Origin of the sequence: Caulobacter soli (assembly GCF_011045195.1) — a bacterium.
GTDB lineage: Bacteria > Pseudomonadota > Alphaproteobacteria > Caulobacterales > Caulobacteraceae > Caulobacter > Caulobacter soli.
Window position 1 is genome coordinate 328,568 of record NZ_CP049199.1, and the last position, 24,897, is coordinate 353,464.

Consider the following 24,897-nt stretch of genomic DNA (forward strand, 5'->3'; position numbering starts at 1 on the left):
CCAGAACCATTCCATCTGGGTTCCGGCATTCGCCGGGATGGGCACAGTTCAGTGGGGTGCTTTCACAAGCGGCTCAAGCCTCCTAAATAGCGGCCATGACCAACACCGCCCCCGCTCCCGGCAAGATCCCCGTCACCGTGCTGACCGGCTATCTCGGCGCCGGCAAGACCACCCTGCTCAACCGCATCCTCACCGAGGAGCACGGCAAGAAGTACGCCGTGATCGTCAACGAGTTTGGCGAGGTCGGCATCGACAACGACCTGGTGGTCGGCGCCGACGAGGAAGTGTTCGAGATGAACAACGGCTGCGTCTGCTGCACGGTGCGCGGCGACCTGATCCGGGTTCTGCAAGGCTTGATGAAGCGCAAGGGCGGCTTCGACGCGATCATCGTCGAGACCACGGGCCTGGCCGATCCGGGTCCGGTGGCCCAGACCTTCTTCGTCGACGACGACGTCAAGGCCCGCACCTATCTGGACTCGGTCACCGCCGTGGTCGACGCCAAGCACATCCTTCTGCGCCTCTCCGACAGCAAGGAAGCCGTCGAGCAGATCGCCTTCGCCGACCAGATCGTGCTGAACAAGACCGATCTCGTCTCGGAAGACGACCTGCGCCACGTCGAGGCGCGGATCAAGCGCATCAACCCGCTGGCCCCGATCCACCGCGCCCAGCGCTCCAACGTTCCGCTGGACGCCATCATCGGCAAGCACAGCTTCGACCTGGAGCGGATCACCGAACTGGAGCCGGAGTTCCTGAACCCGGCCCACGGAGAGGCCGGCCACGTGCATGATGAGCACTGCGGCCATGACCATCATCACCACGACCACGGGCATGACCATGGTCACGTGCATGACGAGCACTGCGGTCACGATCATCATGACCACGGCCACAAGAGCGACATCCACGACGACGGCGTGAAGGGGATCTCCCTGACCCTCGACAAGCCGGTCGACGGCCAGAAGATCACCACCTGGCTCAACGAACTGCTGGCCCAGCGCGGGCCGGACATCCTGCGCGCCAAGGGCATCATCGACGTCAAGGGCGAGGAGCGCCGCCTGGTGTTCCAGGCCGTGCACATGATCCTGGAAGGCGACTTCCAGCGCCCGTGGACCGACAAGGACAAGCGCTACAGCCGCATGGTGTTCATCGGCCGCGACCTGGACGAGGCCGAGCTGAAGGCTGGCTTCGAGGCGACGGCGGCTTAGACGAGCGTGTCAGACTTGGCCGGCTGGGCGCTCCAGCCGGCCAGAAGCTGGCGCATCAGTCGCGTGGCCAGCGCATCGGTGATCGGCGTGGCGACGAAGTCGGCGGCGGCCTCATCGCGCAGTCGGCCAAGGTCTCGCGACAGGATCTTGGTGGTTCCCGCCGGACCGGACTCCCGCTCGGCCTGATCGGCGATCAACTGGGCGCGTTCGCGCTGCTTCTCCTCGCTCGAGAGGATGGTGGGCATGGGTAAAGGCCTGTCGGGGTTGCGGGCGTTGTAGTCGGCGCGATCATCCATCCAACGCTTCTGGTCTTCGGGACTCTGCTCGTCGAAGTAGATCACCTTGGTGATCCCCTTCACGCCGCCAATGCTCGTTCCGCCGCGCACTTCACCTGGACTCAGCGCGCCATCGCCGTTGGCATCGATCGAATAGAAGATCGGCCCTGAAATATAACCGGCGTCCAGCGCGGAGGCTCGACGCGCCGCACCCTCCGCGGCCATTTCTTCGGTGGACAGCAGGCCGTCGCCATCCGTGTCGGCGCGCGCGAAAAGCGCGGCCACCTGTTCGACTTCGTCCGGCGTGGGAGTTCCGAGGAACGCAGCGGCATGCCTCTGAACGCCAGTCGCGTCCTTGGCCGGCGGCTCGAGAGCGGTCCCGACCTGGGCCGCGATGAGGGCGTTCAGCGTGTCGCCGGTGAAGGAAAAGGCTGGGCCGGTCATTTCCGACCGGCCGATCTTGCCGTCCGTGTCGCTGTCGAGCGCTCCGAAGACCTTGGCGACGCTCGTCGCGGGCTGGGCCTTGTCGGCGGCCTGCAGCTCGTCGACCGACAGGCTTTGATCGCCATCGGCGTCCAAACGATCGAACAGGCGTTGATACAACTGCTGAGTCAGCGCGCCGCCGGTGATCGTGGTCATGCCTGGCCTCCCTGATCGCATCGTGCGACCAGGTCCATTCAGCAAGAATCGCGCCAAGGTTGTCGTTTGGCGAGGATCTACCGGATATCCTCGTTGACGATCCCGATCTGGGTCCAACCGGCGGTGTGGACGCGGTCGATCACGCCCATCAGGGCCTCGTACGGCACGTCGGCCTGGGCGCTGACCATCAGCCGTTGGTCCTTGCGCGGCTCGGTCCAGCCCTCGGCGGTGAACCTGGCGTTCACGTCGCGGGCCAGGGTGTCCAGGCGGGTGGGTTGGCCGGCCAGATAGAGGCCGCCCGAAGTCTGGATGGTGATCAGCACCGGCGGCTTGATCGGAACCTCGAGACGCTGGGCCGGCGGCATGTCGAGCTTGATCGAGGTGGTCGCCATCGGCACGGCGACCATGAAGATGATCAGCAGCACCAGCAGCACGTCGACGAACGGGGTGACGTTGATGTCCGCGTTCTGGTGGATCGCATAGCGCCCGCCGCCGCCGTTGCCCGCGAGTTTCGCCGCCATGACCTGTCTCCTCCTGTTGTCCGCTGGGCGGATCCATTGAAGTTACAGGTGTAGTCTGTCGCGTTTCTTACATTTGTAAAGCACCGTGTCGCGCGCATGAAAAAAGGGGCCGGACGCTTGGCGTCCGGCCCCTGATCTTCTGGCGATCGCCGAAGGATCCTTAGTGGATGTCTTCGTTGATCAGGCCGACCTTGTACCAGCCCGAGGTCTGCAGGGCGTTCAGAACGCCCATGAAGTCGGCATAGGTCACGTCGGCGTCGGCGCGAACCATGATGCGCTGGTCGTCCTTGGGGCCAGCTTGGCCGGTCGCGGCGAACTTGGCGTCCAGGTCGAATTGCAGGTTGTCCAGGCTGGTCTGCTTTTCAGCGACGTACAGGGCGCCCGACTTCTGGATCGAGATGAACACCGGCTCCTTCGGCTTCACGCCGGGGGGCGGCGGGGTCGCCGGCGGCAGGTCCACCTTGATCGCCACGGTCGCCATCGGCACGGCGACCATGAAGATGATCAGCAGCACGAGCAGGATGTCGACGAAGGGCGTGACGTTGATTTCGGCATTCTGGCCCAGCGAGTATTTGCTGCCGCCTCCGCCCGCGAGTTTAGCCGCCATAGCCTGACTGTCTCCCAAGGGCCGCGTCTGTCGCGGTCCCGAAAATGTTAGATCGCACGTCTGGCTCAGACGAGCGCGGAAGTAAAGCCCGAGGAGGCGCCGCAAAGGCAACCCCTTTTGTGACTCTTTTTGGTGGAACGGCGTTCAGGCGCCAGGATCTCCGGGCCTGTCTCGTCCGATGCGCGACTAGGCGCCCGCGTCGGGGCGCGGTATGGCGCGCGAATGATCTATTCCTTTGACGCCTATGTCACCGCCGCCCTGTTCGACCGCGCCGGTCGCGCCGCCTTCGCCCTAGGTGACGGCACGGTCCGATTCGAAAAGGAAGACGGCTACGTCACGGTCGAGGCGCACCAGGGCGCGGTGCTGGCCGCCGCGGTCCACCCTTCAGGTCGCGGCGTCATCACCGGCGGCGACGATGGCCGCGTGGTCTGGAGTCGGGTCGAGGGCGACGAGGTGGCCGCCACCCTGATCGCCGAGGTCAAGGGCCGCTGGATCGAGCACGTGGCCGCCAGCGCCGCCTCGGGCCTGATCGCCTTCACCGCCGGCAAGGAAGCCCACGTCCGCGACGCGGCCGATCCGAAGTTCCTGCGCGTCTTCTCCCACGACAAGACCGTCTCGGGCCTGGCCTTCGACCCGAAAGGCCGCCGTCTGGCGACGGCGGGTTACGGCGGTGTCTCGCTGTGGTGGGCCAAGATCGAGGGCCAGAAGCCGCAGGTGATGAAGTGGGCCGGCAGCCACATCGCCGTGATCTTCAGCCCGGACGGCAAGTTCCTGGTCTCGTCGATGCAGGAAAGCCAGCTGCACGGCTGGCGGCTGGCCGACGGCAAGGACATGCGGATGGGCGGGTATCCGGCCAAGATCAAAAGCTTCGCCTTCTTCGACAAGGGCAACCTGATGGTCACCGCCGGCGCCAACGGCGCGGTGGTCTGGCCGTTCGCCGGGGCCAGCGGCCCGATGGGCAAGGAAGCCGCCGAGATCGGCTTCTCGCGCGACTCGATGGTGGTTCAGGTGGCCGGCGTCGAGACCCTGCCCGTCGCCGTCGCGGGCCAGGACAACGGCAAGATCTGGGGCGCCCACATGCGCTCGGGCCGCATCGACACCCTGAAGGCCGAGAAGGGCGCGGCGATCAGTTCGCTGGCGGTCTCGGCCGACGGGAGCCGGCTGGCCTGGGGGGACGAGGACGGCGAGGCGGGGATCATCGCGATCCCGGCGATGGACACGCGGTTCTAGGGATTATTTTTGATCCTCATGCCGGCATTCGCCGGGATGAGCAGATTCATTGTAGGCTGGCCAGCACCCTGACCACCGCCGCCACCGTCTCCTCGTCCGTGTCCCGCAGCCCGTCCTGCACGAAACCCAGCTTGTAGGCCCGGTCCTCGTGGCCCTGGCCAAGACCGTAGGTCATGGGCCCACTGCACGAGCCGTGCACCTCCCGCACCCCGGTCCGCGCCACCAGCTGGGCCACGTTCGACGGATTGACCCCGCCGCCGGCCAGGATGGCGATGCGGCCGTCGGCCTGCTTGACCAGCGCCGCGATCGTCTCGGCCCCGGCCATGCCGTTCTGGGCGCAGCCCGAGGTCAGGATGCGCTCGAAGCCCAGGTCGATGGCCGTCTCCAGCGCCGCGAACGGTTCGGGCGTCAGGTCGAAGGCCCGGTGCAGGGTCACGCCCAGGCCCTCGGCATGGGCCACCAGCATGGCCAGGGCGTCGACGTCGAGTTCCCCTGAAGGGGCGTTGGCGCCGATCACCACCCCGGCCAGGCCCGCCTCGCGCGTGGCGTCGATGTCGCGCAGGATGGCGTCCAGGTCGGCGGCGTCATAGACGAAGTCGCCGTTGCGCGGCCGGATCATCGGATAGATCGGGATCTCCGCCTGCGCCGCGATGGCCATCAACCCCGGGGCCGGGGTCAGGCCCTGCAGGGCCAGGGCCGAGCACAGTTCGATGCGATCCGCGCCACCGGCGATCGCGGCCGCCAGTCCGGCGGGCGTATCGACACAGACTTCCAGGATCACGCGGTCGGACATCTTGGCCACTCCGAGGCTCATGCTACGAATTTCGAAACGGCGTTCTTGAACCATTTTTTGGGGAGCACACCCATGCTGAATCGCAGAGGCCTGATCGGCGCGTCCCTCGTCGGCTCGGGACTGATGGGCGCTGGAGTGGCCTCGGCCGCTGGAACCGGCATCCAGCTGACCCGGCCCTGCGTGATCTCCACCTGGGACTTCGGCGTGCCGGCCAACCAGGCGGCCTGGGCGATCCTGTCCAAGGGCGGCCGGGCGCTGGACGCGGTCGAGGCCGGGGCCCGCGTCCCCGAGCAGGACCTGAAGAACCACAGCGTCGGCCGCGCCGGCTATCCCGACCGCGACGGCCACGTCTCGCTGGACGCCTCGATCATGGACGAGCAGGGCAATTGCGGCGCCGTCGCCGCCTTGGAGCACATCGCCCACCCCATCTCGGTGGCCCGGGCGGTGATGGAAAAGACCCCGCACGTCCTGCTGGTCGGGGCCGGCGCCCTGCAGTTCGCCCAGGAACAGGGCTTCCCGCGCGAGGACCTGCTGACGCCGGAGTCGCGCGCCGCCTGGGAGGCCTGGAAGAAGGACGCCCAGTACGCGCCCAAGGCCAACAGCGAGGTGGGCGACTACGGCAAGACCTCGGGACAACTCGGCACGCCGGGCGGCAAGGGCAATCACGACACCATCGGCATGCTGGCCCTGGACGCCGCCGGCAACCTGTCGGGCGCGTGCACCACCAGCGGCATGGCCTGGAAGCTGCGCGGCCGGGTCGGCGATTCGCCCATCGTCGGGGCGGGCCTCTATGTCGACAACGACGTCGGCGGCGCCACCTCCACGGGCGTGGGCGAGGAGGTGATCCGCAATGTCGGCTCGTTCCTGGTGGTGGAGTTGATGCGCCAGGGCCGCTCGCCGCAGGAGGCTTGCAAGGAGGCGGTGGCGCGCATCCTGAAGAAGAAGCCGCAGGCCAAGGACATCCAGGTGGGCTTCCTGGCGCTGAGCAAGACCGGCGAGGTCGGGGCGTGGTCGATCCAGAAGGGCTTCAGCTACGCCCTGTGCGACGGGGGAAGGCAGGATCGGCTGGAGGCGGGGGAGAGCTTTTACTGAGGGGACGTCGTACGGGCTAACACTTGCCCCCTACGGACCGCTTCGCGGTCGTCTTCCCCCAGAGGGGGAAGAGGCCTCGGCGCAAAGCCTCCGCCCCCTATGGGGGTGGACAGACCGCGTAGCGGTCAGGTGGGGGCAAGTGGGTGAGCCGCCGAGCCCCTACTCAAACCCCCGCATCGACCCCCACTCCCCGAATGGTTCTCTTCGCGAGCGCCACCCATTCACCGCCGCCGTCTCGTCGCGGTAGCCCAGGGCCATGCCGCAGAACAGCATGTGGTCGGCGGGCAGCTCCAGGAAGGTCGAGACCAGCTTGCCGTAGACCGACCAGAACTCCTGGGCGCAGGTGTCCAGCCCGTGTTCCACGCTCAGCAGCATCAGGGTCTGCATGTACATGCCGATGTCGGCCCACTGCGGCGGGCCGCAGTCGCGGTGCACCGAGAAGAACACGGCGACCGGCGCGCCGAAGAACTCGGCGTTCTGGGCGAACTGTTGAAGGCGGCCCAGCTTGTTCTCGCGGGGGATGTTCAACGCCCCGTAGAGGTCCTCGCCGACCTGGTAACGGCGAGTGCGCAGGGGCTCCCACAGGTTGGGCGGATAGACGTGGTATTCCGGCTCGTCGCGGTCCATCAGCCGGGCGGCGACCTGGGCCTTGAAGTCGGCCAGCGGCTGGCCGGACAGGGCGTGCACCACCCACGGCTGGAGATTGCCGCCCGACGGCGCGCGGGCGGCGGCCTCGAGCAGCTCGCGAACCACGGCGCCGGGCACCGGGTCGGGCTTGAAGGCCCGGACGGACATCCGCCGCGCGACGGCTTTCGACACGGTGTTGAACTCGGTCATCAAGGCCTCACTAACCGATGGGCGGCTATGTCCCGCGACAGATGGTGGCGGCTTGGCTAGCATCCGGCCGCAACGTCAAGGCAAGCGTCAAAGCAAGGTGGAGCGATAGGTGCGGGTTCTGCTGCGTAACATCCTGGTGGCGCTGTTCATCGTGCTGGTCGCCGGGCCGGTGCTGACGGTCATCGTCTATCGCTTCGTGCCGCCGCCCGCGACGCCGCTGATGGTCATCCGCCTGGCCGAGGGCAAGGGCTGGAACCACCACTGGCGCCCGATCGACGAGGTCTCGCCGGCCTTGCCGCGCGCCCTGATCGCGGCCGAGGACGCCCGGTTCTGCGACCACCACGGCTTCGACTTCGACGCCTTGCAGAAGGCCTACGAGAACAACGAGAAGGGCAAGAAGATCCGCGGCGGCTCGACCATCAGCCAGCAGACCGCCAAGAACGTCTTCCTGTGGCAGGGCCGCTCCTATGTCCGCAAGGGGCTGGAGGCCTGGTTCACGGTGCTGATCGAGACGATCTGGGGCAAGAAGCGGATCATGGAAGTCTATCTGAACTCCATCGAATACGGCCCGGGGATCTACGGCGCGGAGGCTGCCTCCCAGGCCTATTTCAAGGTCGGGGCCGACAAGCTGACGCCGGTTCAGGCCTCGCGGCTGGCGGCGATCCTGCCCAGCCCCCTGAAGTGGAAGGCGGTCAATCCGGGCCGCTATGTCAAGAAGCGCTCCAGCCGGATCGGCAAGGCCTCGGGCGCGGTGCGCCGCGACGGCCTGGCCGCCTGCGTGGTCTAGGAGGACGCCGATGATCGCCCCCGGCCCTACCCTGCAAACCGAACGCCTGATCCTGCGGCCGCCGGCGACCGAGGATCTGGACGGCTGGGCCGCGCTGATGGCCGACGCGGAAGCCGCGCGCTTCATCGGCGGCCAGATGAGCCGGTCCCAGGCCTGGCGAATGATGGCGACCATGGCCGGCTCGTGGGCGCTGAACGGTTTTGGCATGTTCTCGCTGATCGAGAAGGCGACCGGCGCCTGGGTCGGGCGGATCGGTCCCTGGCGGCCTGAAGGCTGGCCGGGGACCGAGGTCGGCTGGAGCCTGCTGCCCAGCGCCCACGGCAAGGGCTACGCGGTCGAGGCGGCGACGGCGACCATGGACTGGGCGGTGGAGGAGCTGGGCTGGACGCGACTGGTCCACTGCATCGATCCGGCCAATGTCGCCTCGATCAAGGTGGCCCGGCGGATCGGCTCGCGGTTCCTGGAGGCGGGGCGGTTGCCCGAGCCCTATCAGGATGTCGAATGCCATCTGTGGGGGCAGACGGCGGAAGAATGGAAGGCGCGGCGTTCCACCTAGTTCGCTCATCCCGGCGTTCGCCGGGATGAGCGGTCAAGAGGTCAGCGGCCGCGCATAGGCCGCTCGCGCCCGGCCGGACCGGACGAACACCCGGGTGATCCGCGCGTCGATCTCCCGGATTCGCGTGGCGAAGTCGTCGGCGGCGTCCTCGATCTCGCCGGCGGTCAGGTCATCGTGGAAGTCCAGCGTCACGCCCAGCAGGATCTCCTGGGGTCCCAGGTGCATGCTCAGCACCTCGGCCACGGTGTCGATGCGCGGGTCGGCGGCCAACATTTCGCGCACGGCCTCGACGATGCGGGGCGAGGCCGATTCGCCGGTCAGCAGGCTGCGGGTCTCGTTGGCCAGGAAGATCGCCACGGCCACCAGCAGCACGCCGATCGCCACCGAGGCCGCGCCGTCGGCCCAGGGGATGTGAAAGATCGCCGAACCCGCCACGCCCAGGGCGGCGATCGCCAGGCCGGCCAGGGCCGCGCCGTCCTCCAGCAGCACGGCGAACACCGAAGGATCCTTGCTGCGGCGGATGGCGCGCAGGAACGGCGTTCCCTTGCGCAGGACGCTGAACTCCTTCCAGGCCACCAGGAACGAGCCGCCCTCGAACAGCACGGCCAGGCCGATGACCAGGAAATTGATCCAGGCTCGCTCGATAGGTTCGGGCCGCAGGATCTTCAGCACGCCCTCATAGATCGAAAAGGCGCCGCCCAGGGCGAAGATCAGCAAAGCCACCACGAAGGCCCAGAAATAGACCTCCATGCCGTAGCCGAACGGATGGGTCTGACTGGGCGGTTTCCGGGCCCGCGCCAGGCCCAGCAGCAGAAGGCCCTGGTTGCCGGTATCGACGCTGGAATGGATCGCCTCGGTCAGCATGGCCGACGAGCCAGTCAGGGCGAAGGCGACGAACTTGGTGGCGGCGATCGCCAGGTTTCCGGCCAGGGCCGCGTAGACCACGGTGGTCGAGCTGTTGTGGGTTCCCGTCGCGGCCATGCGGCCCGAACGCGGCGGGGGTCAGCGCCGTTCCGTCAGACCCGATTGTAGGGGTAGCGGTCGCGGATCATGCGCTGGAAGAACCGGCCCTTGGATGGGGCGCGCTCGAAGGCTTCGGTCACCCGGGGCGGCACGCCTACATAGACGTACTCGTCGCCGTCGTGGAACGTCACGAACAGCTTGCCGTGTTCGGGCTCATAGTCGATTTGCCGGATCGCCGTGGAGTCGACACGCATGGCTGAAAGCCTCCGCATGAGGATCGTTCTGGCTTGAAAGCGCGTGGCCGCCGGGGCCGGTTCCCCAGGGACTTCCGGGCGCCTGTTTAGGGTGCAAACCATCGCGAACTGCGGTGTAGTCCGGGCGAACAAGGTTCCGCCTCACGGAGCCGGGGGAGAAACGCACATGCAACCGCATTCCTGGGTCGCCATCGTCACCATCGCCGCGCTGCTGGTCTATGTCTGGATGGCCGTGCGGGTCACCCTGGCGCGCCGCAAGTGCGGCATCGACGCCCCGACCATGACCGGCGACCCGGTCCTGGAGCGCAATATCCGCGTCCAGGCCAACACCCTGGAATGGCTGCCGCTGTTCCTGCCGTCGTTGTGGCTGTTCGCGATCTACTGGAGCGATCTGGTCGCCACGATCCTGGGCGTGGTCTGGATCGTCGGACGCATCGTCTACGCCCTGGGCTACGTCTCCGATCCCAGCAAGCGCGAGGCCGGCTTCATCATCCAGGCCCTGGCGACGGCGATCCTGCTGTTCGGCGCCCTGGGACGGGTCATCTGGATCCTGACGATGGTCGGCGCCTAGCAACCCGACTGGCCGGGCGGGCGAGGCTTGGCTATAGGGCAGGGCCATGGTCCTGCCCGTCGATCCCGCCCGCTACAGCGCCTTCCTGGTGACGATGTTCGTCATGGCCCTGACACCCGGACCCGCGAACTTGTTCGCGATCGCCACCGGCATGCAGAAGGGCAAGGGCGCGGCCTTGCTGGGCGTGGCCGGCATGAACACCGCCACCCTGGTCTGGTTCGCCTGCTCGGCCCTGGGGCTGGGCGCGCTGATCATCGCCTTCCCCAAGGCCTTTCACCTGCTGGCCCTGGCGGGCGCGGCCTATTTGGTCTGGCTGGGGCTGAAGTCGATCCTGTCGGGCGTCAAGGACAAGGGCGGTGAAGGCGAGGGCGCGCACCGAACCTTTAAGATGGGCCGCTCGGCGTTCCGCGATGGCTTCGCCGTGCAGATCGCCAATCCCAAGATCCTGCTGTTCTTCACCGCCGTGCTGCCGCCGTTCATCGACGTCCAGCGGCCGCTGGCCCCGCAACTGGTGATGTTCGCCGCCGCGACCATCGGCATGGATCTGATCAGCATGAGCAGCTACGGCCTGGGCGGGGCGGCGCTGTCGTCGCGGATGAACGAACCGGGCTTCCGCAAGGGCTTCGCGATCGTCGTCGGGGTGCTGCTGATCACCGCCGCGGGGCTGATCGTTTCGCGCGGCTGATCTCAGCGTTGAAACGCAATCGCCTTGGCGAAACCACAAAGCTGCGCCATGCATTACGGTAACGGGACGAAATGAGTCTTTTCGCGAAGATTCCGAGTGAAGGAATGCGCCATGACTAAACGCAAGACCTTAGCCGGCAAGGCCGGGCTGGTCGCGGCCGTGGCGCTCGCCGCCCTCCTGACGGCCTGCGCCACCGCCACGCCCTATCAGCCGAACGTTCCGGGCCAGCAGGCCACGGGCGGCTTCACCGATCAGCGCCTCGAGAGCGACCGTTACCGGGTGACCTTCGCCGGCAACAGCCTGACCTCGCGCGAGACCGTCGAGCGCTATCTGCTGTACCGGGCCGCCGAGCTGACCACCCAGCAGGGCTATGACTGGTTCGAGACGGCCGACCGCCGCACCGACCGCGACGCCCGCACCGTGATCGACCAGGATCCGTTCGCCCGTCCGTTCGGCTATTACGGCGGCGGCTACGGCTACTGGCGTCCGGCGTGGCGCTATTACGGCCCGGCCTACGGCGGCTGGCGCGCCTGGGATCCCTATTGGGGCGACCCCTTCTTCGCCAACCAGGCCGAGATCCGCACGATCCAGAAGTTCGAGGCCAGCGCCGAGATCGTGATGCACAAGGGCGCCAAGCCCTCCGGCGATCCGCGCGCCTACGACGCCCGCCAGATCATGACCAACTTGGCGCCGAGCATCCAGCGGCCCACGCCGAAGTCCTGAGGCGTCTCGCGGCGTTAGAAAAAAGGCCGCCTTCTCAGGGGGAAGGCGGCCTTTCCTTTGTCGGTGACGCCGGGCTCAGCGCGGCGCCATGCGGATCCCGCCGTCCAGGCGCACGTCCTCGCCGTTGAAATAGCCGTTGGTGATCATGGTCACCGCCAGCTGGGCGTATTCCTCGGGCAGGCCCAGGCGCTTGGGGAACGGCACCGAGGCCGCCAGGCCGGCCTTCACCGCTTCGGGCGCGCCGTTCATCAGCGGGGTGTTGAAGATGCCCGGCAGGATGGTGTTGACGCGGATGCCTTCGCCCATCAGGTCGCGGGCGATCGGCAGGGTCATGCCCACCACGCCGCCCTTGGACGCCGAATAGGCCGCCTGGCCCATCTGGCCGTCCTCGGCCGCGACGCTGGCGGTGTTGACGATCGCGCCGCGCTCGCCGTCGGCGCCCGGCTCCAGGTCCAGCATGCCCTTGGCCGACTTGGCGATGCAGCGGAACGTGCCGACCAGATTGATCTGGATGATGCGGTCGAAGGCGTCGAGCGGGAAGTGCTTGGTCTCGCCGGTGGTCTTGTCGCGGCTGGCGGTCTTGGCCGCGTTGCCGGTGCCGGCGCAGTTGACCAGGATGCGCTCTTGGCCGTGGGCGGCGCGGGCCTTCTCGAAGCCGGCGTCGACCTCGGCGTCGGACGTCACGTTGACCTTGCAGAACACGCCGCCGATCTCGGCGGCGACGGTCTCGCCGGTCGCCTCGTTCATGTCGAAGATCGCGACCTTGACGCCTTGGGCGGCGAGGGCGCGGGCGGTGGCCTCGCCGAGGCCCGAAGCGCCTCCAGTGACGACGGCGGCGACGGTGCTATCGAGTTTCATGGACGTTTCCTCGCGGCTTGCGTTTAATCGAAACCTTGAGGAGCGGTTTAACCTGATGAGCGCCGACGCCAAACCATCCCCCGACGTCAACCCGGACGCTAACGCCCGTGACGTGCTGGACCCGGCTAAGGCGCTGGTCCCGGCCACGGTGCGGGTCAACGAGCAGCGCGTGACGCGCGGCTTCTGGCCCAAGATCCGCAAGTTCGCGTCCAAGGCGCCGTTCGCGGCCGACGCCTTGTCGCTGTGGTGGTGCGCCAAGGACCCGACCACGCCGACCGCCGCCAAGGGCATGATGTTCGCGGCCCTGGCCTATTTCGTCCTGCCCACCGACGCCATTCCCGACATCCTCCCCGCCATCGGCCTGACCGATGACGCCGCGGTGATCGCCGCCGTCATCGCGCTGGTCGGGCGCAACGTGAAGCCCCGCCACAAGGACGAGGCCCAGGCCTATCTCGCCAAGCTGGGCGCGGATGACTGACGTCTGGCTGTGGAGCGCGGCCGGGATTTGCGCGGCGCTTTACGGCCTGGTGCTGGTCGAGCGGCCGCCGTCCTTCCTCAGGACGCTGATCAAGACGGTCGCGACCGGCGCTTTGGCTGTCCTGGCCTATCTGGAGGGTGGCGGGCCCTGGCTGGCCATCGCCCTGGCCCTGTGCGCGGTCGGCGACGCCTTCCTGGCCGGCGATCCCAAGCGCTGGCTGCCGTTCGGCCTGGCCGCCTTCCTGGCGGGGCACGTGACCTATGTGCTGCTGTTCTGGCGCGAGCAGGCCCCGGCCGGGCCGGCGTTCTGGACGGTCGCGCCGCTGGTCGTGCTGGCGGCGGCGGTGATGCTAGCGATGCTGTGGCGGTCGCTGGGCGCGCTGAAGCCGGCGGTGGTCGTCTATGTGCTGGCCATCGTGGCCATGGTCGCCGCCAGCCTGCTGCTGCCGCGCCTGCGCTGGCCGGCCACGATCGGCGCCCTGGCCTTCATGGCCTCGGACGCCATCCTGTCGTTCGACCTGTTCAAGGGCGCCAAGCTGCTGGGTTCGCCCCGATTGACGGCCTGGGCGGTGTGGTTCCTCTATTTCGGGGGCCAGGCGTTCATCACCTGGGGGATGCTGCGCTAAGGAGTCCGCATGACCCTGTTCGAAACCCGCCCGATCACCGTGTCGATCGCTCGCCCGGCCGACCAGGTCTACGCCTTCACCCATCAGCCCGAGAGCTTTCCCAAATGGGCCGCTGGCCTGGGCGCGGGCCTGACCCGTGACGGCGACCGTTGGATCGCCCACGGCCCCGACGGCGACGTCCATGTGCGGTTTTCGCCCCAGAACCCCTATGGCGTGCTCGACCACTGGGTGACTCTGCCGGACGGGACCGAGCTGTCGATGCCGCTGCGCGTGGTGGCCAACGGCGACGGGGCCGAGGTGACCCTGACCCTGTTCCGCGCCCCCGGCATGGACGACGCGACGTTCGAACGCGACCAGGGCCTGGTCGCCAAGGACCTGGCCAAGCTGAAGGCGCTGCTGGAGTCATGATCACCCTGCGCGGACCTCGCCCCGGCGACTACGGCTGGATCGTCCAGCGGCACGGCGCGCTCTATGCGCAGGAAGAAGGCTGGGACGCCCGGTTCGAAGGGCTGGTGGCCGGCGTCGTGGCCGAATTCATCAAGAGCTTCGACCCGGCGCGCGAGGCCTGCTGGATCGCCGAGCATGAGGGCCGCCCGGTCGGCTCGATCATGCTGGCCCGCGACAGCGACACGGTCGGCCGCCTGCGCCTGCTGCTGGTCGAACCCTCGGCGCGCGGCCTGGGCGTGGGCGACAAGTTGGTGGCCGAATGTGTCGGCTTCGCCCGGCTCGTCGGCTACCGGGAGGTGGTGCTCTGGACCCAGAGCAACCTGCTGCCGGCCCGCCGCCTCTACGAACGCGCCGGCTTCGTGCTGGAGGACAGCTGGCCGTATGACGGCTTCGGCGAAGGGCTGATCTCCGAGACCTGGCGACTGCGATTGGCCTGACGCATCGCCTTACTTCGACTTTCCGACATTGGAACGATCCGCCCTTGAGCCGGTTTGGCCGTCACCCCGGGCGCATCAGGAGTGGCGGACATGGCTCAGCACGAAGACTTCAAGACCGATGCCGGCAACGGCGGCGAAACGCACCAGCACGTGCCTGAGAAGGGCCCGCACGATCCCGACGGCGACCTGACCACCAACCAGGGCATCCGGGTTTCCGACAACCAGAACCAGCTGAAGAGCGGCGAACGCGGCCCGGTGCTGCTGGAGGATTTCGTCCTTCGCGAAAAGATTTTCCACTTCGACCACGAGCGGATCCCCGAGCGGATCGTCCACGCTCGCGGTTCGGCGGCGCACGGCTTTTTCGAGCTCTACGAGTCGCTGTCGGACCTGACCAAGGCCGACATCTTCCAGCGGGCCGGCGAGAAGACCCCGCTGTTCACCCGGTTCTCCACCGTGGCCGGCGGCGCGGGCAGCGTCGACACGCCGCGTGACGTGCGCGGCTTCGCGGTCAAGTTCTACACCAAGGAAGGCAACTGGGACCTCGTCGGCAACAACATCCCGGTGTTCTTCATCCAGGACGCCATCAAGTTTCCCGACCTGATCCATTCGGTGAAGATGGAGGCCGATCGCGGCTATCCGCAGGCCGCCAGCGCCCACGACACCTTCTGGGACTTCATCAGCCTGATGCCGGAAAGCACCCACATGATCATGTGGGCCATGAGCGACCGGACCATCCCGCGCAGCCTGCGCACGATGGAAGGTTTCGGCATCCACACCTTCCGGCTGGTCAACGCGGCCGGCAAGTCGACCTTCGTCAAGTTTCACTGGAAGCCCAAGCAGGGCGTGGCCTCGACGATCTGGGACGAGGCGGTGAAGATCGCCGGCGCCGATCCGGACTTCCAGCGCCGTGACCTGTTCGAGGCGATCGAGCGGGGCGACTTCCCGGAGTGGGAGCTGGGCATCCAGACCTTCGACCAGGCCTTCGCCGACAGCCTGCCGTTCGACGTACTCGACCCCACCAAGATCATTCCGGAGGAGGTGCTCCCGGTGCGGATCGTCGGTCGGATGGTGCTGGATCGCTATCCAGACAACTTCTTCGCCGAGACCGAGCAGGTGGCCTATTGCCCGGCCAACGTCCCGCCCGGCATCGACTTCACCAACGATCCACTGCTGCAGGGCCGGCTGTTCTCGTACCTCGACACCCAGAAGAGCCGGCTGGGCACGGCCAACTTCCACCAGATCCCGATCAACGCGCCCAAGTGCCCGGTGATGAACTTCCAGCGCGACGGGCAGATGCAGATGCTGCAGCCCAAGGGCCGCGCCAACTACGAGCCCAACAGCCTGGCCGAGACGGCCGGCGAGATCGGCGGGCCGCGCGAGTGCCCGATGACTGGTTTCAAGACCTTCCAGACCGCCGACGGCCCTGGTGAACAGGGCGACAAGCTGCGCATCCGCCCGGAAAGCTTCGCCGACCACTACAGCCAGGCGCGGATGTTCTTCCGCTCGCTGGACCCTGCGGAGCAGGCTCACCTGGCCTCGGCCATCACCTTCGAGCTATCGAAGGTGGGGATCGAAGCGGTGCGGACGCGGATGATGTCCAACCTGGTCAATGTCGATCCTGACCTGGCCAAGCGGGTGGGCGCGGGTCTGAACATGCCCGTGCCGAAGGCCTCGAAGTCTGCGGTTCCGGTGCAGGATCTCGACCTGTCGCCGGCCCTGCGGATCGTCAACGGCCCACGCGCGCCCAAGGACATCAAGGGCCACGTGATCGGCATCCTGGTGGCCGACGGTTCGGACGGCGCGGCGGTCGACAAGCTGAAGGCGGCGATCAGCAAGGCCGGCGCCGTGCCCAAGGTCATCGCCCCGAAGATCGGCGGAGCCAAGGGCGCGGACGGAACGCTGATCCCGGCCGACGGCCAACTGGCGGGCACGCCCTCGGTGACGGTCGACGCGATCGCCCTGGTGCTGTCCGACACCGGCTGCGCGACCCTGCTGAAGGAAGCCGCCGCCGTGCAGTTCGTCATGGACGCCTTCGGGCATCTGAAGGCGATCGGGGCGACGGACGCGGCCAAGCCGTTGCTCGACAAGGCCGGCGTGGAGCCGGACGAGGGCGTGGTCGGCCTGGGCGCGGATTTCATCGCGGCGGCGGCCAAGCGGTTCTGGGAGCGCGAGCCGAAGGTGAGGACGCTGGCCTAGGGGCAGCGGCTCAACCACTTGCCCCCACCTGACGGCTTCGCCGTCTGTCCGCCCCCGTAGGGGGCGGAGGCTTCATGCGCGGCGCGCCTCTTCCCCCTTCGGGCGAAGACGATCGCGAAGCGATCCGTAGGGGGCAAGTGCTTGCCGCACTACCCCATCAAGTGCCCCCTCCATGCCTCGCGCAGCACCTTCTTGTCGATCTTTCCGGTGGCCGTCAGCGGCACCGGGGCGAACACGACGTCGTCGGGCGTCCACCATTTGACGATCCGGGGCGTCAGGTAGTCCAGCACCTGCGCCTTGCCGATCGACGCTCCGTCATGGGCCTCGATCACTAGCAGTGGACGCTCCTCCCACTTGGGATGGGGCACGCCGACCACGGCGGCGATCTTCACGCCCGGGCAGCCGGCGGCGATGTTCTCCAGGTCGATCGAGCTGATCCATTCGCCGCCCGACTTGATGACGTCCTTCTGGCGGTCGGTGATGCGCATGAAGCCGTGCTGGTCGAGCGTGGCGATGTCGCCGGTGTCGAACCAGCCGTCGTCCTGGGCGGCGTCGGTGTCCTGACGATAATAGCGCCGCACCACCCAGGGGCCGCGCACCTTCAGGGCGCCGGAGGTCTCGCCGTCGTGTGGAGCCTCGGCGCCGTCCTCGGTCTCGACCCGCAGCTCGATACCGAACTGCAGCCGGCCCTGGCGGGTCCAGATCGCCTCGTTCATCGCATTTTCGCCGAGCGCCGCCAGCGACGGGGTCGGGGTGGCGACCACGCCGATCGGACAGGTCTCGGTCATGCCCCAGATCTGCAGCACGTCGACGCCGTACTTCGTCTTGAAGGTCTCGGCCATGGCGCGCGGCACCGCGCTGCCGCCGATCACCACGCGCTTGAGGTTGTCCGGGCGCTGGCCGGTCTGCTCCAGGAAGGCCAGGTACATGGTCCAGATGGTCGGCACGCCGCCGGTGAACGTGACGCCCTCGGCCTGGATTAGGTCATGCAGCGACGCGCCGTCCATCCTGTCGGCCGGCAGCACCAGCTTGGACCCGCAGATCGGGGCGGTGAACGGCAGGCCCCAGGCGGTGGCGTGGTAGAGGCTGGAGCACGGCATCACCACGTCGAAGGCGGTCAGGCCGAAGGCGCTGGCCAGGCCCCCGGCCATGGCGTGCAGCACAACGGCGCGGTGCGAATAGAGCACGCCCTTGGGATCGCCCGTCGTGCCCGAGGTGTAGCAGAGGAAGGCCCCGGCGTTCTCGTCCAGGACCGGCCAGTCGAACCTGTCGGCCTCGTCGGCGATCAGGGTCTCGTACGACGTCGCCCCGACCCCGGCGTCGTGAGTGCGCTCGGCGTTCGACAGCATGACGAAGGTCTTCACCGTGGTCAGCCGTGGAGCGAGACGCGCGACCAGCTCGGCGAAATTGCGGTCGAACAGCAGCACGCCGCTGGCCGCGTGATTGATCGTGAAGACGATCTGCTCGTCCGACAGCCGGGGATTGGCGGTGTGCAGCACCGCGCCCAGGCCGGGCACGGCGTAGAACAGCTCCAGGTGCCGGTGGGTGTTCCAGGCCAGGGACGTGACCCGATCGCCTGCCCGCACGCCTAGCCGCGCCAGGGCGTTGGCCGCCTGGGCCGCGCGGGCGGCGAGGCCGTCATAGTCGTAGCGCCAGACGGGCTCGTCGATCAGCCGGGAGACGATCTCGCGCCCGCCGTGGGCGCTGGCCGCGTAGCGCAGGATGCCGCTGATCAGCAGCGGCGCGGTCTGCATCAGGCCCGGGATCATGGCCGCTCTCCCTCTTATTGTTGGGAGCAGCTTAGAGCGTGGGGCGGGCCTATCAATCGTCATCCCCGCGTGAGGCGGGGATGACGCAAGCTTGAGGATCAGAACTCTTCCCAGCTGTCCGTGGCGATCGCGGCGTTGCCGTTGAAGGCGGCCGCGACTTTGGTCTGGGCGGCGCGGGCCGGGCTGGCGACGGGGCGCGAGGCCGGAGCGGCGGCGGCAGGGCGGCCGGCGCCGCCGCCGACCTTGAAGCGTCCGACCAGCACGGCCAGCTCGCCGGCCTCGCCCTTCAGCGAGTGGGTGGCGGCCGTGGCCTGCTCGACCATGGCGGCGTTCTGCTGAACCACCTGGTCCATCTGGTTCACGGCGACATTGACCTGGTGCAGGCCGGTCGACTGTTCCTGGGCCGAGGCGGCGATTTCCTTGACCAGGCTGTCGATCGACGCGACCTGGTCGACGATGGCTTGCAGGGCTTGCCCGGTCTGGCCCACCAGGCTGACGCCGCTGCCGACCTGCTGGGTCGAGGTCGAGATCAGGGTCTTGATCTCCTTGGCCGCGTCGGCCGAGCGCTGGGCCAGGGCCCGGACTTCCTGGGCGACGACCGCGAAGCCGCGACCCGCGTCACCCGCGCGCGCGGCCTCGACGCCGGCGTTCAGGGCCAGAAGGTTGGTCTGGAAGGCGATCTCGTCGATCACCCCGATGATCTGGCTGACCTGGCTGGACGAGGTCTCGATCTCGGTCATGGCGCTGACCGCCTGGGCGACGATATGGCCGGATTTCTCGGCCCCGCTGCGGGCGTTGGCGACCAGGCCGGAAACCTCGTTGGCGCCGGCGGCGGTCTTGCGGACCGTGGCGGTGATCTCGTCCAGGGCGGCGGCGGTCTCCTCCAGCGAGGCGGCCTGCTGCTCGGTGCGGCGCGACAGGTCGTCAGACGCCGAGGCGATCTCGTCCGAGCCGGAGCGGATGCCGCCGGTGGCGTTGTTGATGCCGCGCATGGCGTCCTGCAGACGGTCGGCGGCGGTGTTGAAATCGGTCTTCAGTTGCTGGGTCTTGGCGACGAAGTCGATGGTGATGCGATGGGTCAGGTCGCCGTTGGCCAAGTGGTCCAGGGCCTGGGCCAGCGCCTGGATGGCGACGGCGTCGGTCTTGGCCTCGGCGGCCTTCTCGGCTTCGCGATCGGCGCGTTCGGCCTCGGTCATACGGCGCTGCTCGACCGTCTCGCCCTCCAGGCGCTGCTTGGCGATGGCGGCGTCCTTGAAGTTCAGCACGGCGTCGGCCATCAGGCCGACCTCGTCCTTGCGGCCGATGGCCGGCACCTCGACGCTGTTGTCGCCCGAGGCCAGGCGGCGCATGGCGGCGGTCATGCGCGACACCGAGACGCCGATGGTGGCGGTCAGCAGCCAGCCCATCAGGCCGGCGATGGCCAGGGCCGTGACGCCGCCGACCACCAGCGAGGTGATGGCCAAGTCCATGGCGGCCTTCTGTTCCTTGGCGCGAATGGCCACGCGCTCGAAGGCGGCGTTGGACAGGTCGTCCTGCAGCGTGCGCAGTTCGTCCATGCTCTTCTTGCCGATCAGGCCGGCGGCCTGCGCCTTGCCGGCGACCGGGTCCTTCATCGCCGCCAGGGTCGGTTCGGCGATATCGCGACGCCAGTCGGCCATGGCGGTCCGCATATGCTGGATGCGTTCCTTCTGGGCGGCCTGGGTGGTCTTGGCTTCGAAGGTGTCCAGCGACTTGTCGAATTGCGCGGCGTTGTCCTGATAGACGGCGGCGAAGGCCGGGTCGTCGCTGAGCACATAGCCGCGCAGGGCGTTCTGCTGCTCCAGCATCAGACCCATCATGGTTTCGCCCTGGCTGGCCAGGGTGAGACTGCGCTGGCTGGAGGTTGAAGCCTTTTCGATCGCCTGCAGGCTGGTGAACACCACGGCCGACGAAATCAAGAAGGCCAGGATCAGCGCGCCGAAGGCGAGCCCAAGCTTGGTCGAAATTTTCAGGTCTTGAAATCGCATCGCCGCCCTGCCCGCAAACTGTTCCAGTTCACGGGCAGGATTTCGGTGACAACGATTAAGGCTACGTTGCGTAAACCTTCAATATCGCTGTTATTTCAAGGCTATAGGTGCGACAAAACGGCGTCGCCCATCTTAACTGTTCCTAAATCACCGCCCAGGTCGCGGGTGCGGGCGCCGGCGTCGAGGGCCGCCTTGACCGCCGCCAGCAGGGTGTCGGCGGCGTCGGCGCGGTTCAGCGACCAGCGCAGGGCCATCTCGAACGACAGGATGGCGGCCAGCGGATTGGCCACGCCCTGGCCGGCGATGTCGGGGGCCGAGCCGTGGATGGGCTCGTAGAGGCCCGGCTTGCCCGCCGCGCCCAGGGCCGCCGACGGCAGCATGCCCAGCGAGCCGGTCAGCATGGCGGCGGCGTCGGACAGGATGTCGCCGAACAGGTTGTCGGTGACGATGACGTCGAACTGCTTGGGCGCGCGGACCAGCTGCATGGCGCAGTTGTCGGCCAGGATGTGCTCCAGCTGGACATCGGCGTAGTCGCGGGCGTGCAGGTCGGTGACCACCTGCTTCCACAGCAGGCCGCTTTCCATGACGTTGGACTTCTCGGCCGAGGCCACGCGGTTGCCGCGGCCGCGCGCCAGCTCGAAGGCCACCCGCGACACGCGCTCGATCTCGGCGGTGGTGTAGACCTGGGTGTCGACGCCGCGCTTCTGGCCGTTACCGAGGTCCTCGATGCCGCGTGGCTGGCCGAAATAGACGCCGCCCGTCAGTTCACGGACGAACATGATGTCCAGACCCGAGACCAGCTCGCGCTTCAGGCTGGAAGCGTCGGCCAGGGCCTCGAAGCAATAGGCCGGGCGCAGGTTGGCGTAGACGTCCATGTCCTTGCGCAGTTGCAGCAGGCCGGCTTCCGGGCGCAGGTGGCGCGGGGCGTCCTTCCACTTGGGACCGCCGACCGCGCCCATCAGCACCGCGTCGCTGGCCAGGGCCCGATCCCGGACCTCGTCGGTCAGCGGCGTGCCATGGGCGTCGTAGCTGGCGCCGCCATAGATCGCTTCCTCGACATTCAGGTCCGGGGTGAGCGCGGCGGCCACGCGGCGAACCTGGGCGGTGACCTCGGGGCCGATCCCGTCGCCGGGCAGGAGCAGGAGCGTGGACATCGGGAGGCTCTCTTAGATGGTGCGGTAGGCGGAGACGTCGAACGACGCCATGTTGCGGTCGTGCACGCCCAGCTCGGGGAAGCAGGCGCGCCATGCGGCCATGTGCGGGCTGGCGCGATGGAAGGCCAGGGCTTCCTCGTCGACGAAGTGCTCGAACACCCGGATCAGGCCGGGATCCAGCGGGTCTTCGCTGAGCGCGTAGTCCAGGCAGCCCGGCTCGCCCCGACTGCCCTCGACCTGGGCCTTCAGGTGCGGACGCAGGTCGGCCAGGCGCTCGGGCGCGACGCGGATCGTGCCAGAGAGGATGACGGTCATCAGGCTTCCAGCCAGGGCCGGTCCAGGGCGCGCTTGCTTTCGAACAGGTCGATGTCGGCGCCGTGCATCAGCGTCTCGCCGATGAAGTCCAGACCCTTGAGCATCTTGTCCTTGCGGACGGGATCGATGTCGAAATGGAAGCTCTTGCCCGAGGGCGAGATCACGGTCTGGGCTTCCAGGTCGATGCTGACCATGTGGTTGCCGCCCTTGGCCTCGTCCATCAGCTGGGCGACTTCCTCGGGCTTCAGCACCACTGGCAGCAGGCCGTTGTTGAAGCAGTTGTTGTTGAAGATGTCGGCGAAGCTGGTCGAGATCACGCACAGGATCCCGAAATCCATCAGCGCCCACGGCGCGTGCTCGCGCGACGATCCGCAGCCGAAGTTGTCGCCGGCGATCAGCACGGACGAGCCCTTGTACTCCGGCCGGTTCAGCACGAAGTCGGCGATCTCGTTCCCGTCGCCGTCGAAGCGGAAGTCGTAGAACAGGCCCTTGGCCAGGCCCTCGCGCTCGACGGTCTTGAGGAACTGCTTGGGGATGATCTGGTCGGTGTCGATATTGGCCAGCGACAGGGGCGCGGCGCGGCCGTCGAGACGGGTGAAGGCCTGCATCAGACGGTCTCCTCGAGCAGGGTGCGCACGTCGACCAGGTGGCCGGCGATCGCCGCCGCCGCCGCCATGGCCGGCGAGACCAGGTGGGTGCGGCCGGCGCGGCCCTGGCGGCCTTCGAAGTTGCGGTTGCTGGTCGAGGCGCAGCGCTCCTGCGGGGCCAGCTTGTCGGGGTTCATGGCCAGGCACATCGAGCAGCCCGGCTCGCGCCAGTCGAAACCGGCGGCCTTGAAGATGGCGTCCAGGCCTTCTTCCTCGGCCTGTTCCTTCACCAGGCCCGAGCCCGGCACGACCATGGCCTTGACGTGCGGCGCCACCAGGCGGCCGTGCAGGAAGGCTTCCTGCACCACGGCGGCGGCGGCGCGCATGTCCTCGATCCGGCTGTTGGTGCACGAGCCGATGAAGACGCGGTCGATGCGGGCTTCGCTGATCGGCTGGCCGGCGGTCAGGCCCATATAGTCCAGCGCCCGGTGGGCGGCGGCGCGCTTGTCGGGCGTGGCGAAGCTTTCCGGGTCGGGCACATTGCCGGTCACCGGGATGACGTCCTCAGGGGAAGTGCCCCAGGTGACCATCGGGACCAGCTTGGACCCGTCGATCACCACGGTGCGGTCGAAATGGGCGTCCTCGTCGGTGACGAAGCCCTTCCAGTACGACAGGGCCATGTCCCAGGCCGCGCCCTTCGGCGCCGAGGGCTTGCCCAGGATGTAGGCGAAGGTCTTGTCGTCCGGCGCGACCAGGCCGGCCTTGGCGCCGCCCTCGATGGTCAGGTTGCACAGAGTCATGCGACCTTCCATCGACAGGTCGCGAACCACCTGGCCGGCGAACTCGATGACGTAGCCGGTGCCGCCGGCCGTGCCGATCTCGCCGATCACGGCCAGGGCCACGTCCTTCGCCGTCACGCCGGGACCCAGCTGGCCGTCGACGCGGACCAGCATGTTCCTGGCCTTCTCCTGGCGCAGGGTCTGGGTGGCCAGGACGTGCTCGACTTCGGACGTGCCGATGCCGTGGGCCAGGGCCCCGAAGGCGCCGTGGGTGGAGGTGTGACTGTCGCCGCAGACGATGGTCATGCCCGGTTGGGTGCGGCCCTGCTCGGGACCGACCACGTGGACGATCCCGTTGCGGATGTCGCCCATCGGGAAGAATTCGATGCCGTTGTCCTGGACGTTGCGGGCCAGGGTCTTGAGCTGCAGGCGCGCCTCTTCGTCGGCCACGGCGTCGACGCCCAGGGCCTGGCCCTCGGTCGGGATGTTGTGGTCGGCGACGGCGAGCGTGCGGTCGGGCCGGCGCACCTTGCGGCCGGCCGCGCGAAGCCCGGCGAAGGCCTGCGGCGTGGTCACCTCGTGGATGAGGTGCAGGTCGATATAGAGGATCGCCTCGCCATTGGTTTCGCTGACGACGTGGGCGTCCCAGATCTTGTCGTAAAGGGTCTTGCGTGCGCGGGTCATGATACCCGGGCATCTAGGCCTTGAGGGCGGGCGCGTAAAGCGACGAAGCGCCGAAAATTCACGTTCTCCAGCCGGTGGCGGGACCAATCCTGCCCTTTGCGGTCACGTGTGGGCGTTTTGACGCAGTTTCTTGCCCCGGGGTGGCGGTCCGGAACGCAAAGAGGGCGCGCCATCTGGTTTTGGGCGCGCCCTCATATCGCATTTCCTTCAGTGGCCATGACGCCGTTTCTGAAGAGGGCCACTCCCTTGCAAGGGGGCGGTCTATAAGCCCGTCGCAGAGCGGTGGGGGTGCGTTCACCAAACACCAGGTAACGGCGTTTTGTCAATATATTCGTGCGGTTGCACTGAAGCTGAGCCGTGGAATCCCCATAGCTGACCAACGAAAAAGGCCCCGGCGTTTCCGCCAGGGCCCTGATCTTTTCGCGATGTCGCGAGCCTATTCGGCGGTCTCGGTCTTGCGGACGTTCGAACGCTCGGCGATGCGGGCCGACTTACCGCGACGGTCGCGCAGGTAGTACAGCTTGGCGCGACGGACGACGCCGCGACGCTTGACTTCGATGCTTTCGATGCTCGGCGAGAGCAGCGGGAACAGACGTTCCACGCCTTCGCCGAACGAGATCTTGCGGACGGTGAAGCTCTCGTGGATGCCGCCGCCGGCGCGGGCGATGCAGACGCCCTCATAGGCCTGGACGCGCTCGCGCTCGCCTTCCTTGATGCGGACGTTGACGCGCAGGGTGTCGCCCGGCTCGAAATCCGGAATGGCGCGGGCCGCGAGCAGGCGCTCGGATTCTTCGCGCTCAAGTTCCTTGATGATATTAGCAGCCATA

Annotated in this window: 28 protein-coding genes; 13 read left to right on the forward strand and 15 right to left on the reverse strand. The window is 67.8% G+C overall.

Annotated features, from left to right (window positions below):
• The first annotated feature begins 95 nt into the window (after positions 1–95).
• Positions 96–1,202: a CobW family GTP-binding protein gene (locus G3M62_RS01555; RefSeq protein WP_165184159.1), complete on the forward strand. Its 1,107-nt coding sequence runs from the start codon at positions 96–98 to the stop codon at positions 1,200–1,202.
• On the opposite strand, the gene G3M62_RS01560 is transcribed toward G3M62_RS01555, so the two are convergent.
• From G3M62_RS01560 to G3M62_RS01570, 3 genes are all read right to left on the reverse strand, one after another.
• Positions 1,199–2,116 carry an EF-hand domain-containing protein gene (locus tag G3M62_RS01560; protein WP_165184161.1) on the reverse strand — a complete coding sequence of 306 codons (918 nt, stop codon included), beginning with the start codon at positions 2,114–2,116 and terminating at the stop codon, positions 1,199–1,201. The genes G3M62_RS01555 and G3M62_RS01560 overlap by 4 nt on opposite strands.
• A gap of 77 nt (positions 2,117–2,193) precedes the next feature.
• A complete protein-coding gene (locus G3M62_RS01565) occupies positions 2,194–2,637 on the reverse strand; it encodes a biopolymer transporter ExbD (RefSeq protein WP_165184163.1) in 444 nt (147 codons plus the stop codon).
• 160 nt (positions 2,638–2,797) lie between these two features.
• Positions 2,798–3,244 carry a biopolymer transporter ExbD gene (locus tag G3M62_RS01570; RefSeq protein WP_165184165.1) on the reverse strand — a complete coding sequence of 149 codons (447 nt, stop codon included), beginning with the start codon at positions 3,242–3,244 and terminating at the stop codon, positions 2,798–2,800.
• Positions 3,245–3,466: 222 nt separating this feature from the next.
• Between G3M62_RS01570 and G3M62_RS01575 the strand changes: the two genes are divergently transcribed.
• The gene (locus G3M62_RS01575; RefSeq protein WP_165184166.1) at positions 3,467–4,474 is read left to right on the forward strand and encodes a WD40 repeat domain-containing protein; all 1,008 of its coding nucleotides are present in this window, start codon (positions 3,467–3,469) and stop codon (positions 4,472–4,474) included.
• A 46-nt stretch (positions 4,475–4,520) separates the two neighbouring features.
• Here the strand turns inward: G3M62_RS01575 and G3M62_RS01580 are convergent, their stop codons facing one another.
• Positions 4,521–5,267: a copper homeostasis protein CutC gene (locus tag G3M62_RS01580; RefSeq protein WP_165191161.1), complete on the reverse strand. Its 747-nt coding sequence runs from the start codon at positions 5,265–5,267 to the stop codon at positions 4,521–4,523.
• A 72-nt stretch (positions 5,268–5,339) separates the two neighbouring features.
• Between G3M62_RS01580 and G3M62_RS01585 the strand changes: the two genes are divergently transcribed.
• Positions 5,340–6,359, forward strand: a complete 1,020-nt coding sequence (locus tag G3M62_RS01585) for a glycosylasparaginase (protein ID WP_165184168.1) — start codon at positions 5,340–5,342, stop codon at positions 6,357–6,359.
• Between the two features lie 159 nt (positions 6,360–6,518).
• On the opposite strand, the gene G3M62_RS01590 is transcribed toward G3M62_RS01585, so the two are convergent.
• Positions 6,519–7,196: a nitroreductase gene (locus G3M62_RS01590; protein WP_165184170.1), complete on the reverse strand. Its 678-nt coding sequence runs from the start codon at positions 7,194–7,196 to the stop codon at positions 6,519–6,521.
• Positions 7,197–7,305: 109 nt separating this feature from the next.
• Between G3M62_RS01590 and mtgA the strand changes: the two genes are divergently transcribed.
• Together mtgA and G3M62_RS01600 are read left to right on the forward strand one after the other, a co-directional pair.
• Positions 7,306–7,983 (forward strand): monofunctional biosynthetic peptidoglycan transglycosylase, encoded by a 678-nt coding sequence (gene mtgA / locus G3M62_RS01595; RefSeq protein ID WP_165184171.1) that lies wholly within the window; start codon positions 7,306–7,308, stop codon positions 7,981–7,983.
• Between the two features lie 10 nt (positions 7,984–7,993).
• Positions 7,994–8,539, forward strand: coding sequence for a GNAT family N-acetyltransferase (locus tag G3M62_RS01600; protein WP_165184173.1), 546 nt, complete (start codon positions 7,994–7,996; stop codon positions 8,537–8,539).
• Between the two features lie 33 nt (positions 8,540–8,572).
• Here the strand turns inward: G3M62_RS01600 and G3M62_RS01605 are convergent, their stop codons facing one another.
• Complete coding sequence (locus tag G3M62_RS01605) at positions 8,573–9,520, reverse strand: cation diffusion facilitator family transporter (RefSeq protein WP_165184175.1); 948 nt, start codon at positions 9,518–9,520, stop codon at positions 8,573–8,575.
• Positions 9,521–9,555: 35 nt separating this feature from the next.
• Positions 9,556–9,756, reverse strand: a complete 201-nt coding sequence (locus G3M62_RS01610; RefSeq protein WP_012284298.1) for a KTSC domain-containing protein — start codon at positions 9,754–9,756, stop codon at positions 9,556–9,558.
• A 166-nt stretch (positions 9,757–9,922) separates the two neighbouring features.
• Between G3M62_RS01610 and G3M62_RS01615 the strand changes: the two genes are divergently transcribed.
• The 3 genes from G3M62_RS01615 to G3M62_RS01625 all read left to right on the forward strand — a co-directional run bounded on the left by G3M62_RS01615 (position 9,923) and on the right by G3M62_RS01625 (position 11,735).
• Complete coding sequence (locus tag G3M62_RS01615) at positions 9,923–10,327, forward strand: MAPEG family protein (protein WP_165184176.1); 405 nt, start codon at positions 9,923–9,925, stop codon at positions 10,325–10,327.
• Positions 10,328–10,373: 46 nt separating this feature from the next.
• The gene (locus G3M62_RS01620; protein WP_165184178.1) at positions 10,374–11,012 is read left to right on the forward strand and encodes a LysE family translocator; all 639 of its coding nucleotides are present in this window, start codon (positions 10,374–10,376) and stop codon (positions 11,010–11,012) included.
• A 111-nt stretch (positions 11,013–11,123) separates the two neighbouring features.
• Entirely contained in the window at positions 11,124–11,735 is a 612-nt protein-coding gene (locus G3M62_RS01625) for a CC0125/CC1285 family lipoprotein (protein WP_165184180.1), read from the forward strand.
• Positions 11,736–11,810: 75 nt separating this feature from the next.
• Here the strand turns inward: G3M62_RS01625 and G3M62_RS01630 are convergent, their stop codons facing one another.
• A complete protein-coding gene (locus G3M62_RS01630; protein WP_165184182.1) occupies positions 11,811–12,593 on the reverse strand; it encodes an SDR family NAD(P)-dependent oxidoreductase in 783 nt (260 codons plus the stop codon).
• Positions 12,594–12,648: 55 nt separating this feature from the next.
• Here G3M62_RS01630 and G3M62_RS01635 point away from each other — a divergent pair, with 55 nt between their 5' ends.
• The 5 genes from G3M62_RS01635 (at position 12,649) to G3M62_RS01655 (ending at position 16,776) form a co-directional block, all read left to right on the forward strand.
• Positions 12,649–13,071 carry a YkvA family protein gene (locus G3M62_RS01635; protein ID WP_165184183.1) on the forward strand — a complete coding sequence of 141 codons (423 nt, stop codon included), beginning with the start codon at positions 12,649–12,651 and terminating at the stop codon, positions 13,069–13,071.
• A complete protein-coding gene (locus G3M62_RS01640; protein ID WP_165184185.1) occupies positions 13,064–13,696 on the forward strand; it encodes a lysoplasmalogenase in 633 nt (210 codons plus the stop codon). The genes G3M62_RS01635 and G3M62_RS01640 overlap by 8 nt, the downstream gene beginning before the upstream one ends.
• Before the next feature lie 9 nt (positions 13,697–13,705).
• On the forward strand, positions 13,706–14,104 hold the full coding sequence (locus tag G3M62_RS01645; RefSeq protein WP_165184186.1) for an SRPBCC family protein: 399 nt from the start codon (positions 13,706–13,708) through the stop codon (positions 14,102–14,104).
• Positions 14,101–14,580, forward strand: a complete 480-nt coding sequence (locus G3M62_RS01650) for a GNAT family N-acetyltransferase (RefSeq protein WP_165184188.1) — start codon at positions 14,101–14,103, stop codon at positions 14,578–14,580. The genes G3M62_RS01645 and G3M62_RS01650 overlap by 4 nt, the downstream gene beginning before the upstream one ends.
• A 90-nt stretch (positions 14,581–14,670) precedes the next feature.
• The gene (locus G3M62_RS01655) at positions 14,671–16,776 is read left to right on the forward strand and encodes a catalase (protein ID WP_205691933.1); all 2,106 of its coding nucleotides are present in this window, start codon (positions 14,671–14,673) and stop codon (positions 16,774–16,776) included.
• Positions 16,777–16,925: 149 nt separating this feature from the next.
• On the opposite strand, the gene G3M62_RS01660 is transcribed toward G3M62_RS01655, so the two are convergent.
• The 7 genes from G3M62_RS01660 to rplS all read right to left on the reverse strand — a co-directional run bounded on the left by G3M62_RS01660 (position 16,926) and on the right by rplS (position 24,896).
• Positions 16,926–18,545 carry a long-chain fatty acid--CoA ligase gene (locus tag G3M62_RS01660; protein WP_165184191.1) on the reverse strand — a complete coding sequence of 540 codons (1,620 nt, stop codon included), beginning with the start codon at positions 18,543–18,545 and terminating at the stop codon, positions 16,926–16,928.
• A 98-nt stretch (positions 18,546–18,643) separates the two neighbouring features.
• Positions 18,644–20,551 (reverse strand): methyl-accepting chemotaxis protein, encoded by a 1,908-nt coding sequence (locus G3M62_RS01665; RefSeq protein ID WP_165184193.1) that lies wholly within the window; start codon positions 20,549–20,551, stop codon positions 18,644–18,646.
• Positions 20,552–20,652: 101 nt separating this feature from the next.
• Positions 20,653–21,705 carry a 3-isopropylmalate dehydrogenase gene (gene leuB / locus G3M62_RS01670; RefSeq protein WP_165184194.1) on the reverse strand — a complete coding sequence of 351 codons (1,053 nt, stop codon included), beginning with the start codon at positions 21,703–21,705 and terminating at the stop codon, positions 20,653–20,655.
• A gap of 12 nt (positions 21,706–21,717) precedes the next feature.
• A complete protein-coding gene (locus G3M62_RS01675) occupies positions 21,718–22,020 on the reverse strand; it encodes a putative quinol monooxygenase (protein WP_165184196.1) in 303 nt (100 codons plus the stop codon).
• A complete protein-coding gene (gene leuD / locus G3M62_RS01680; RefSeq protein ID WP_165184197.1) occupies positions 22,020–22,628 on the reverse strand; it encodes a 3-isopropylmalate dehydratase small subunit in 609 nt (202 codons plus the stop codon). The genes G3M62_RS01675 and leuD overlap by 1 nt, the downstream gene beginning before the upstream one ends.
• Positions 22,628–24,070 carry a 3-isopropylmalate dehydratase large subunit gene (gene leuC, locus G3M62_RS01685; protein WP_165184199.1) on the reverse strand — a complete coding sequence of 481 codons (1,443 nt, stop codon included), beginning with the start codon at positions 24,068–24,070 and terminating at the stop codon, positions 22,628–22,630. The genes leuD and leuC overlap by 1 nt, the downstream gene beginning before the upstream one ends.
• Positions 24,071–24,506: 436 nt before the next feature.
• On the reverse strand, positions 24,507–24,896 hold the full coding sequence (gene rplS / locus G3M62_RS01690; protein WP_165184201.1) for a 50S ribosomal protein L19: 390 nt from the start codon (positions 24,894–24,896) through the stop codon (positions 24,507–24,509).
• Position 24,897: the final 1 nt, after the last annotated feature.

Bases quoted from the DNA above. Each gene is read 5' to 3' on its own strand.
- G3M62_RS01655 (WP_205691933.1), top strand. From the start codon at position 14,671: ATGGCTCAGCACGAAGACTTCAAGACCGATGCCGGCAACGGCGGCGAA.
- G3M62_RS01635 (WP_165184183.1), top strand. From the start codon at position 12,649: ATGAGCGCCGACGCCAAACCATCCCCCGACGTCAACCCGGACGCTAAC.
- G3M62_RS01610 (WP_012284298.1), bottom strand. From the start codon at position 9,756: ATGCGTGTCGACTCCACGGCGATCCGGCAAATCGACTATGAGCCCGAA.
- leuB (WP_165184194.1), bottom strand. From the start codon at position 21,705: ATGTCCACGCTCCTGCTCCTGCCCGGCGACGGGATCGGCCCCGAGGTC.
- G3M62_RS01575 (WP_165184166.1), top strand. From the start codon at position 3,467: ATGATCTATTCCTTTGACGCCTATGTCACCGCCGCCCTGTTCGACCGC.
- G3M62_RS01675 (WP_165184196.1), bottom strand. From the start codon at position 22,020: ATGACCGTCATCCTCTCTGGCACGATCCGCGTCGCGCCCGAGCGCCTG.
- G3M62_RS01600 (WP_165184173.1), top strand. From the start codon at position 7,994: ATGATCGCCCCCGGCCCTACCCTGCAAACCGAACGCCTGATCCTGCGG.
- G3M62_RS01640 (WP_165184185.1), top strand. From the start codon at position 13,064: ATGACTGACGTCTGGCTGTGGAGCGCGGCCGGGATTTGCGCGGCGCTT.
- G3M62_RS01650 (WP_165184188.1), top strand. From the start codon at position 14,101: ATGATCACCCTGCGCGGACCTCGCCCCGGCGACTACGGCTGGATCGTC.
- G3M62_RS01615 (WP_165184176.1), top strand. From the start codon at position 9,923: ATGCAACCGCATTCCTGGGTCGCCATCGTCACCATCGCCGCGCTGCTG.
- G3M62_RS01585 (WP_165184168.1), top strand. From the start codon at position 5,340: ATGCTGAATCGCAGAGGCCTGATCGGCGCGTCCCTCGTCGGCTCGGGA.
- G3M62_RS01630 (WP_165184182.1), bottom strand. From the start codon at position 12,593: ATGAAACTCGATAGCACCGTCGCCGCCGTCGTCACTGGAGGCGCTTCG.
- leuD (WP_165184197.1), bottom strand. From the start codon at position 22,628: ATGCAGGCCTTCACCCGTCTCGACGGCCGCGCCGCGCCCCTGTCGCTG.
- G3M62_RS01580 (WP_165191161.1), bottom strand. From the start codon at position 5,267: ATGTCCGACCGCGTGATCCTGGAAGTCTGTGTCGATACGCCCGCCGGA.
- G3M62_RS01605 (WP_165184175.1), bottom strand. From the start codon at position 9,520: ATGGCCGCGACGGGAACCCACAACAGCTCGACCACCGTGGTCTACGCG.
- G3M62_RS01560 (WP_165184161.1), bottom strand. From the start codon at position 2,116: ATGACCACGATCACCGGCGGCGCGCTGACTCAGCAGTTGTATCAACGC.
- G3M62_RS01665 (WP_165184193.1), bottom strand. From the start codon at position 20,551: ATGCGATTTCAAGACCTGAAAATTTCGACCAAGCTTGGGCTCGCCTTC.
- G3M62_RS01565 (WP_165184163.1), bottom strand. From the start codon at position 2,637: ATGGCGGCGAAACTCGCGGGCAACGGCGGCGGCGGGCGCTATGCGATC.
- G3M62_RS01645 (WP_165184186.1), top strand. From the start codon at position 13,706: ATGACCCTGTTCGAAACCCGCCCGATCACCGTGTCGATCGCTCGCCCG.
- G3M62_RS01660 (WP_165184191.1), bottom strand. From the start codon at position 18,545: ATGATCCCGGGCCTGATGCAGACCGCGCCGCTGCTGATCAGCGGCATC.
- G3M62_RS01620 (WP_165184178.1), top strand. From the start codon at position 10,374: ATGGTCCTGCCCGTCGATCCCGCCCGCTACAGCGCCTTCCTGGTGACG.
- G3M62_RS01590 (WP_165184170.1), bottom strand. From the start codon at position 7,196: ATGACCGAGTTCAACACCGTGTCGAAAGCCGTCGCGCGGCGGATGTCC.
- G3M62_RS01625 (WP_165184180.1), top strand. From the start codon at position 11,124: ATGACTAAACGCAAGACCTTAGCCGGCAAGGCCGGGCTGGTCGCGGCC.
- G3M62_RS01570 (WP_165184165.1), bottom strand. From the start codon at position 3,244: ATGGCGGCTAAACTCGCGGGCGGAGGCGGCAGCAAATACTCGCTGGGC.
- leuC (WP_165184199.1), bottom strand. From the start codon at position 24,070: ATGACCCGCGCACGCAAGACCCTTTACGACAAGATCTGGGACGCCCAC.
- rplS (WP_165184201.1), bottom strand. From the start codon at position 24,896: ATGGCTGCTAATATCATCAAGGAACTTGAGCGCGAAGAATCCGAGCGC.
- G3M62_RS01555 (WP_165184159.1), top strand. From the start codon at position 96: ATGACCAACACCGCCCCCGCTCCCGGCAAGATCCCCGTCACCGTGCTG.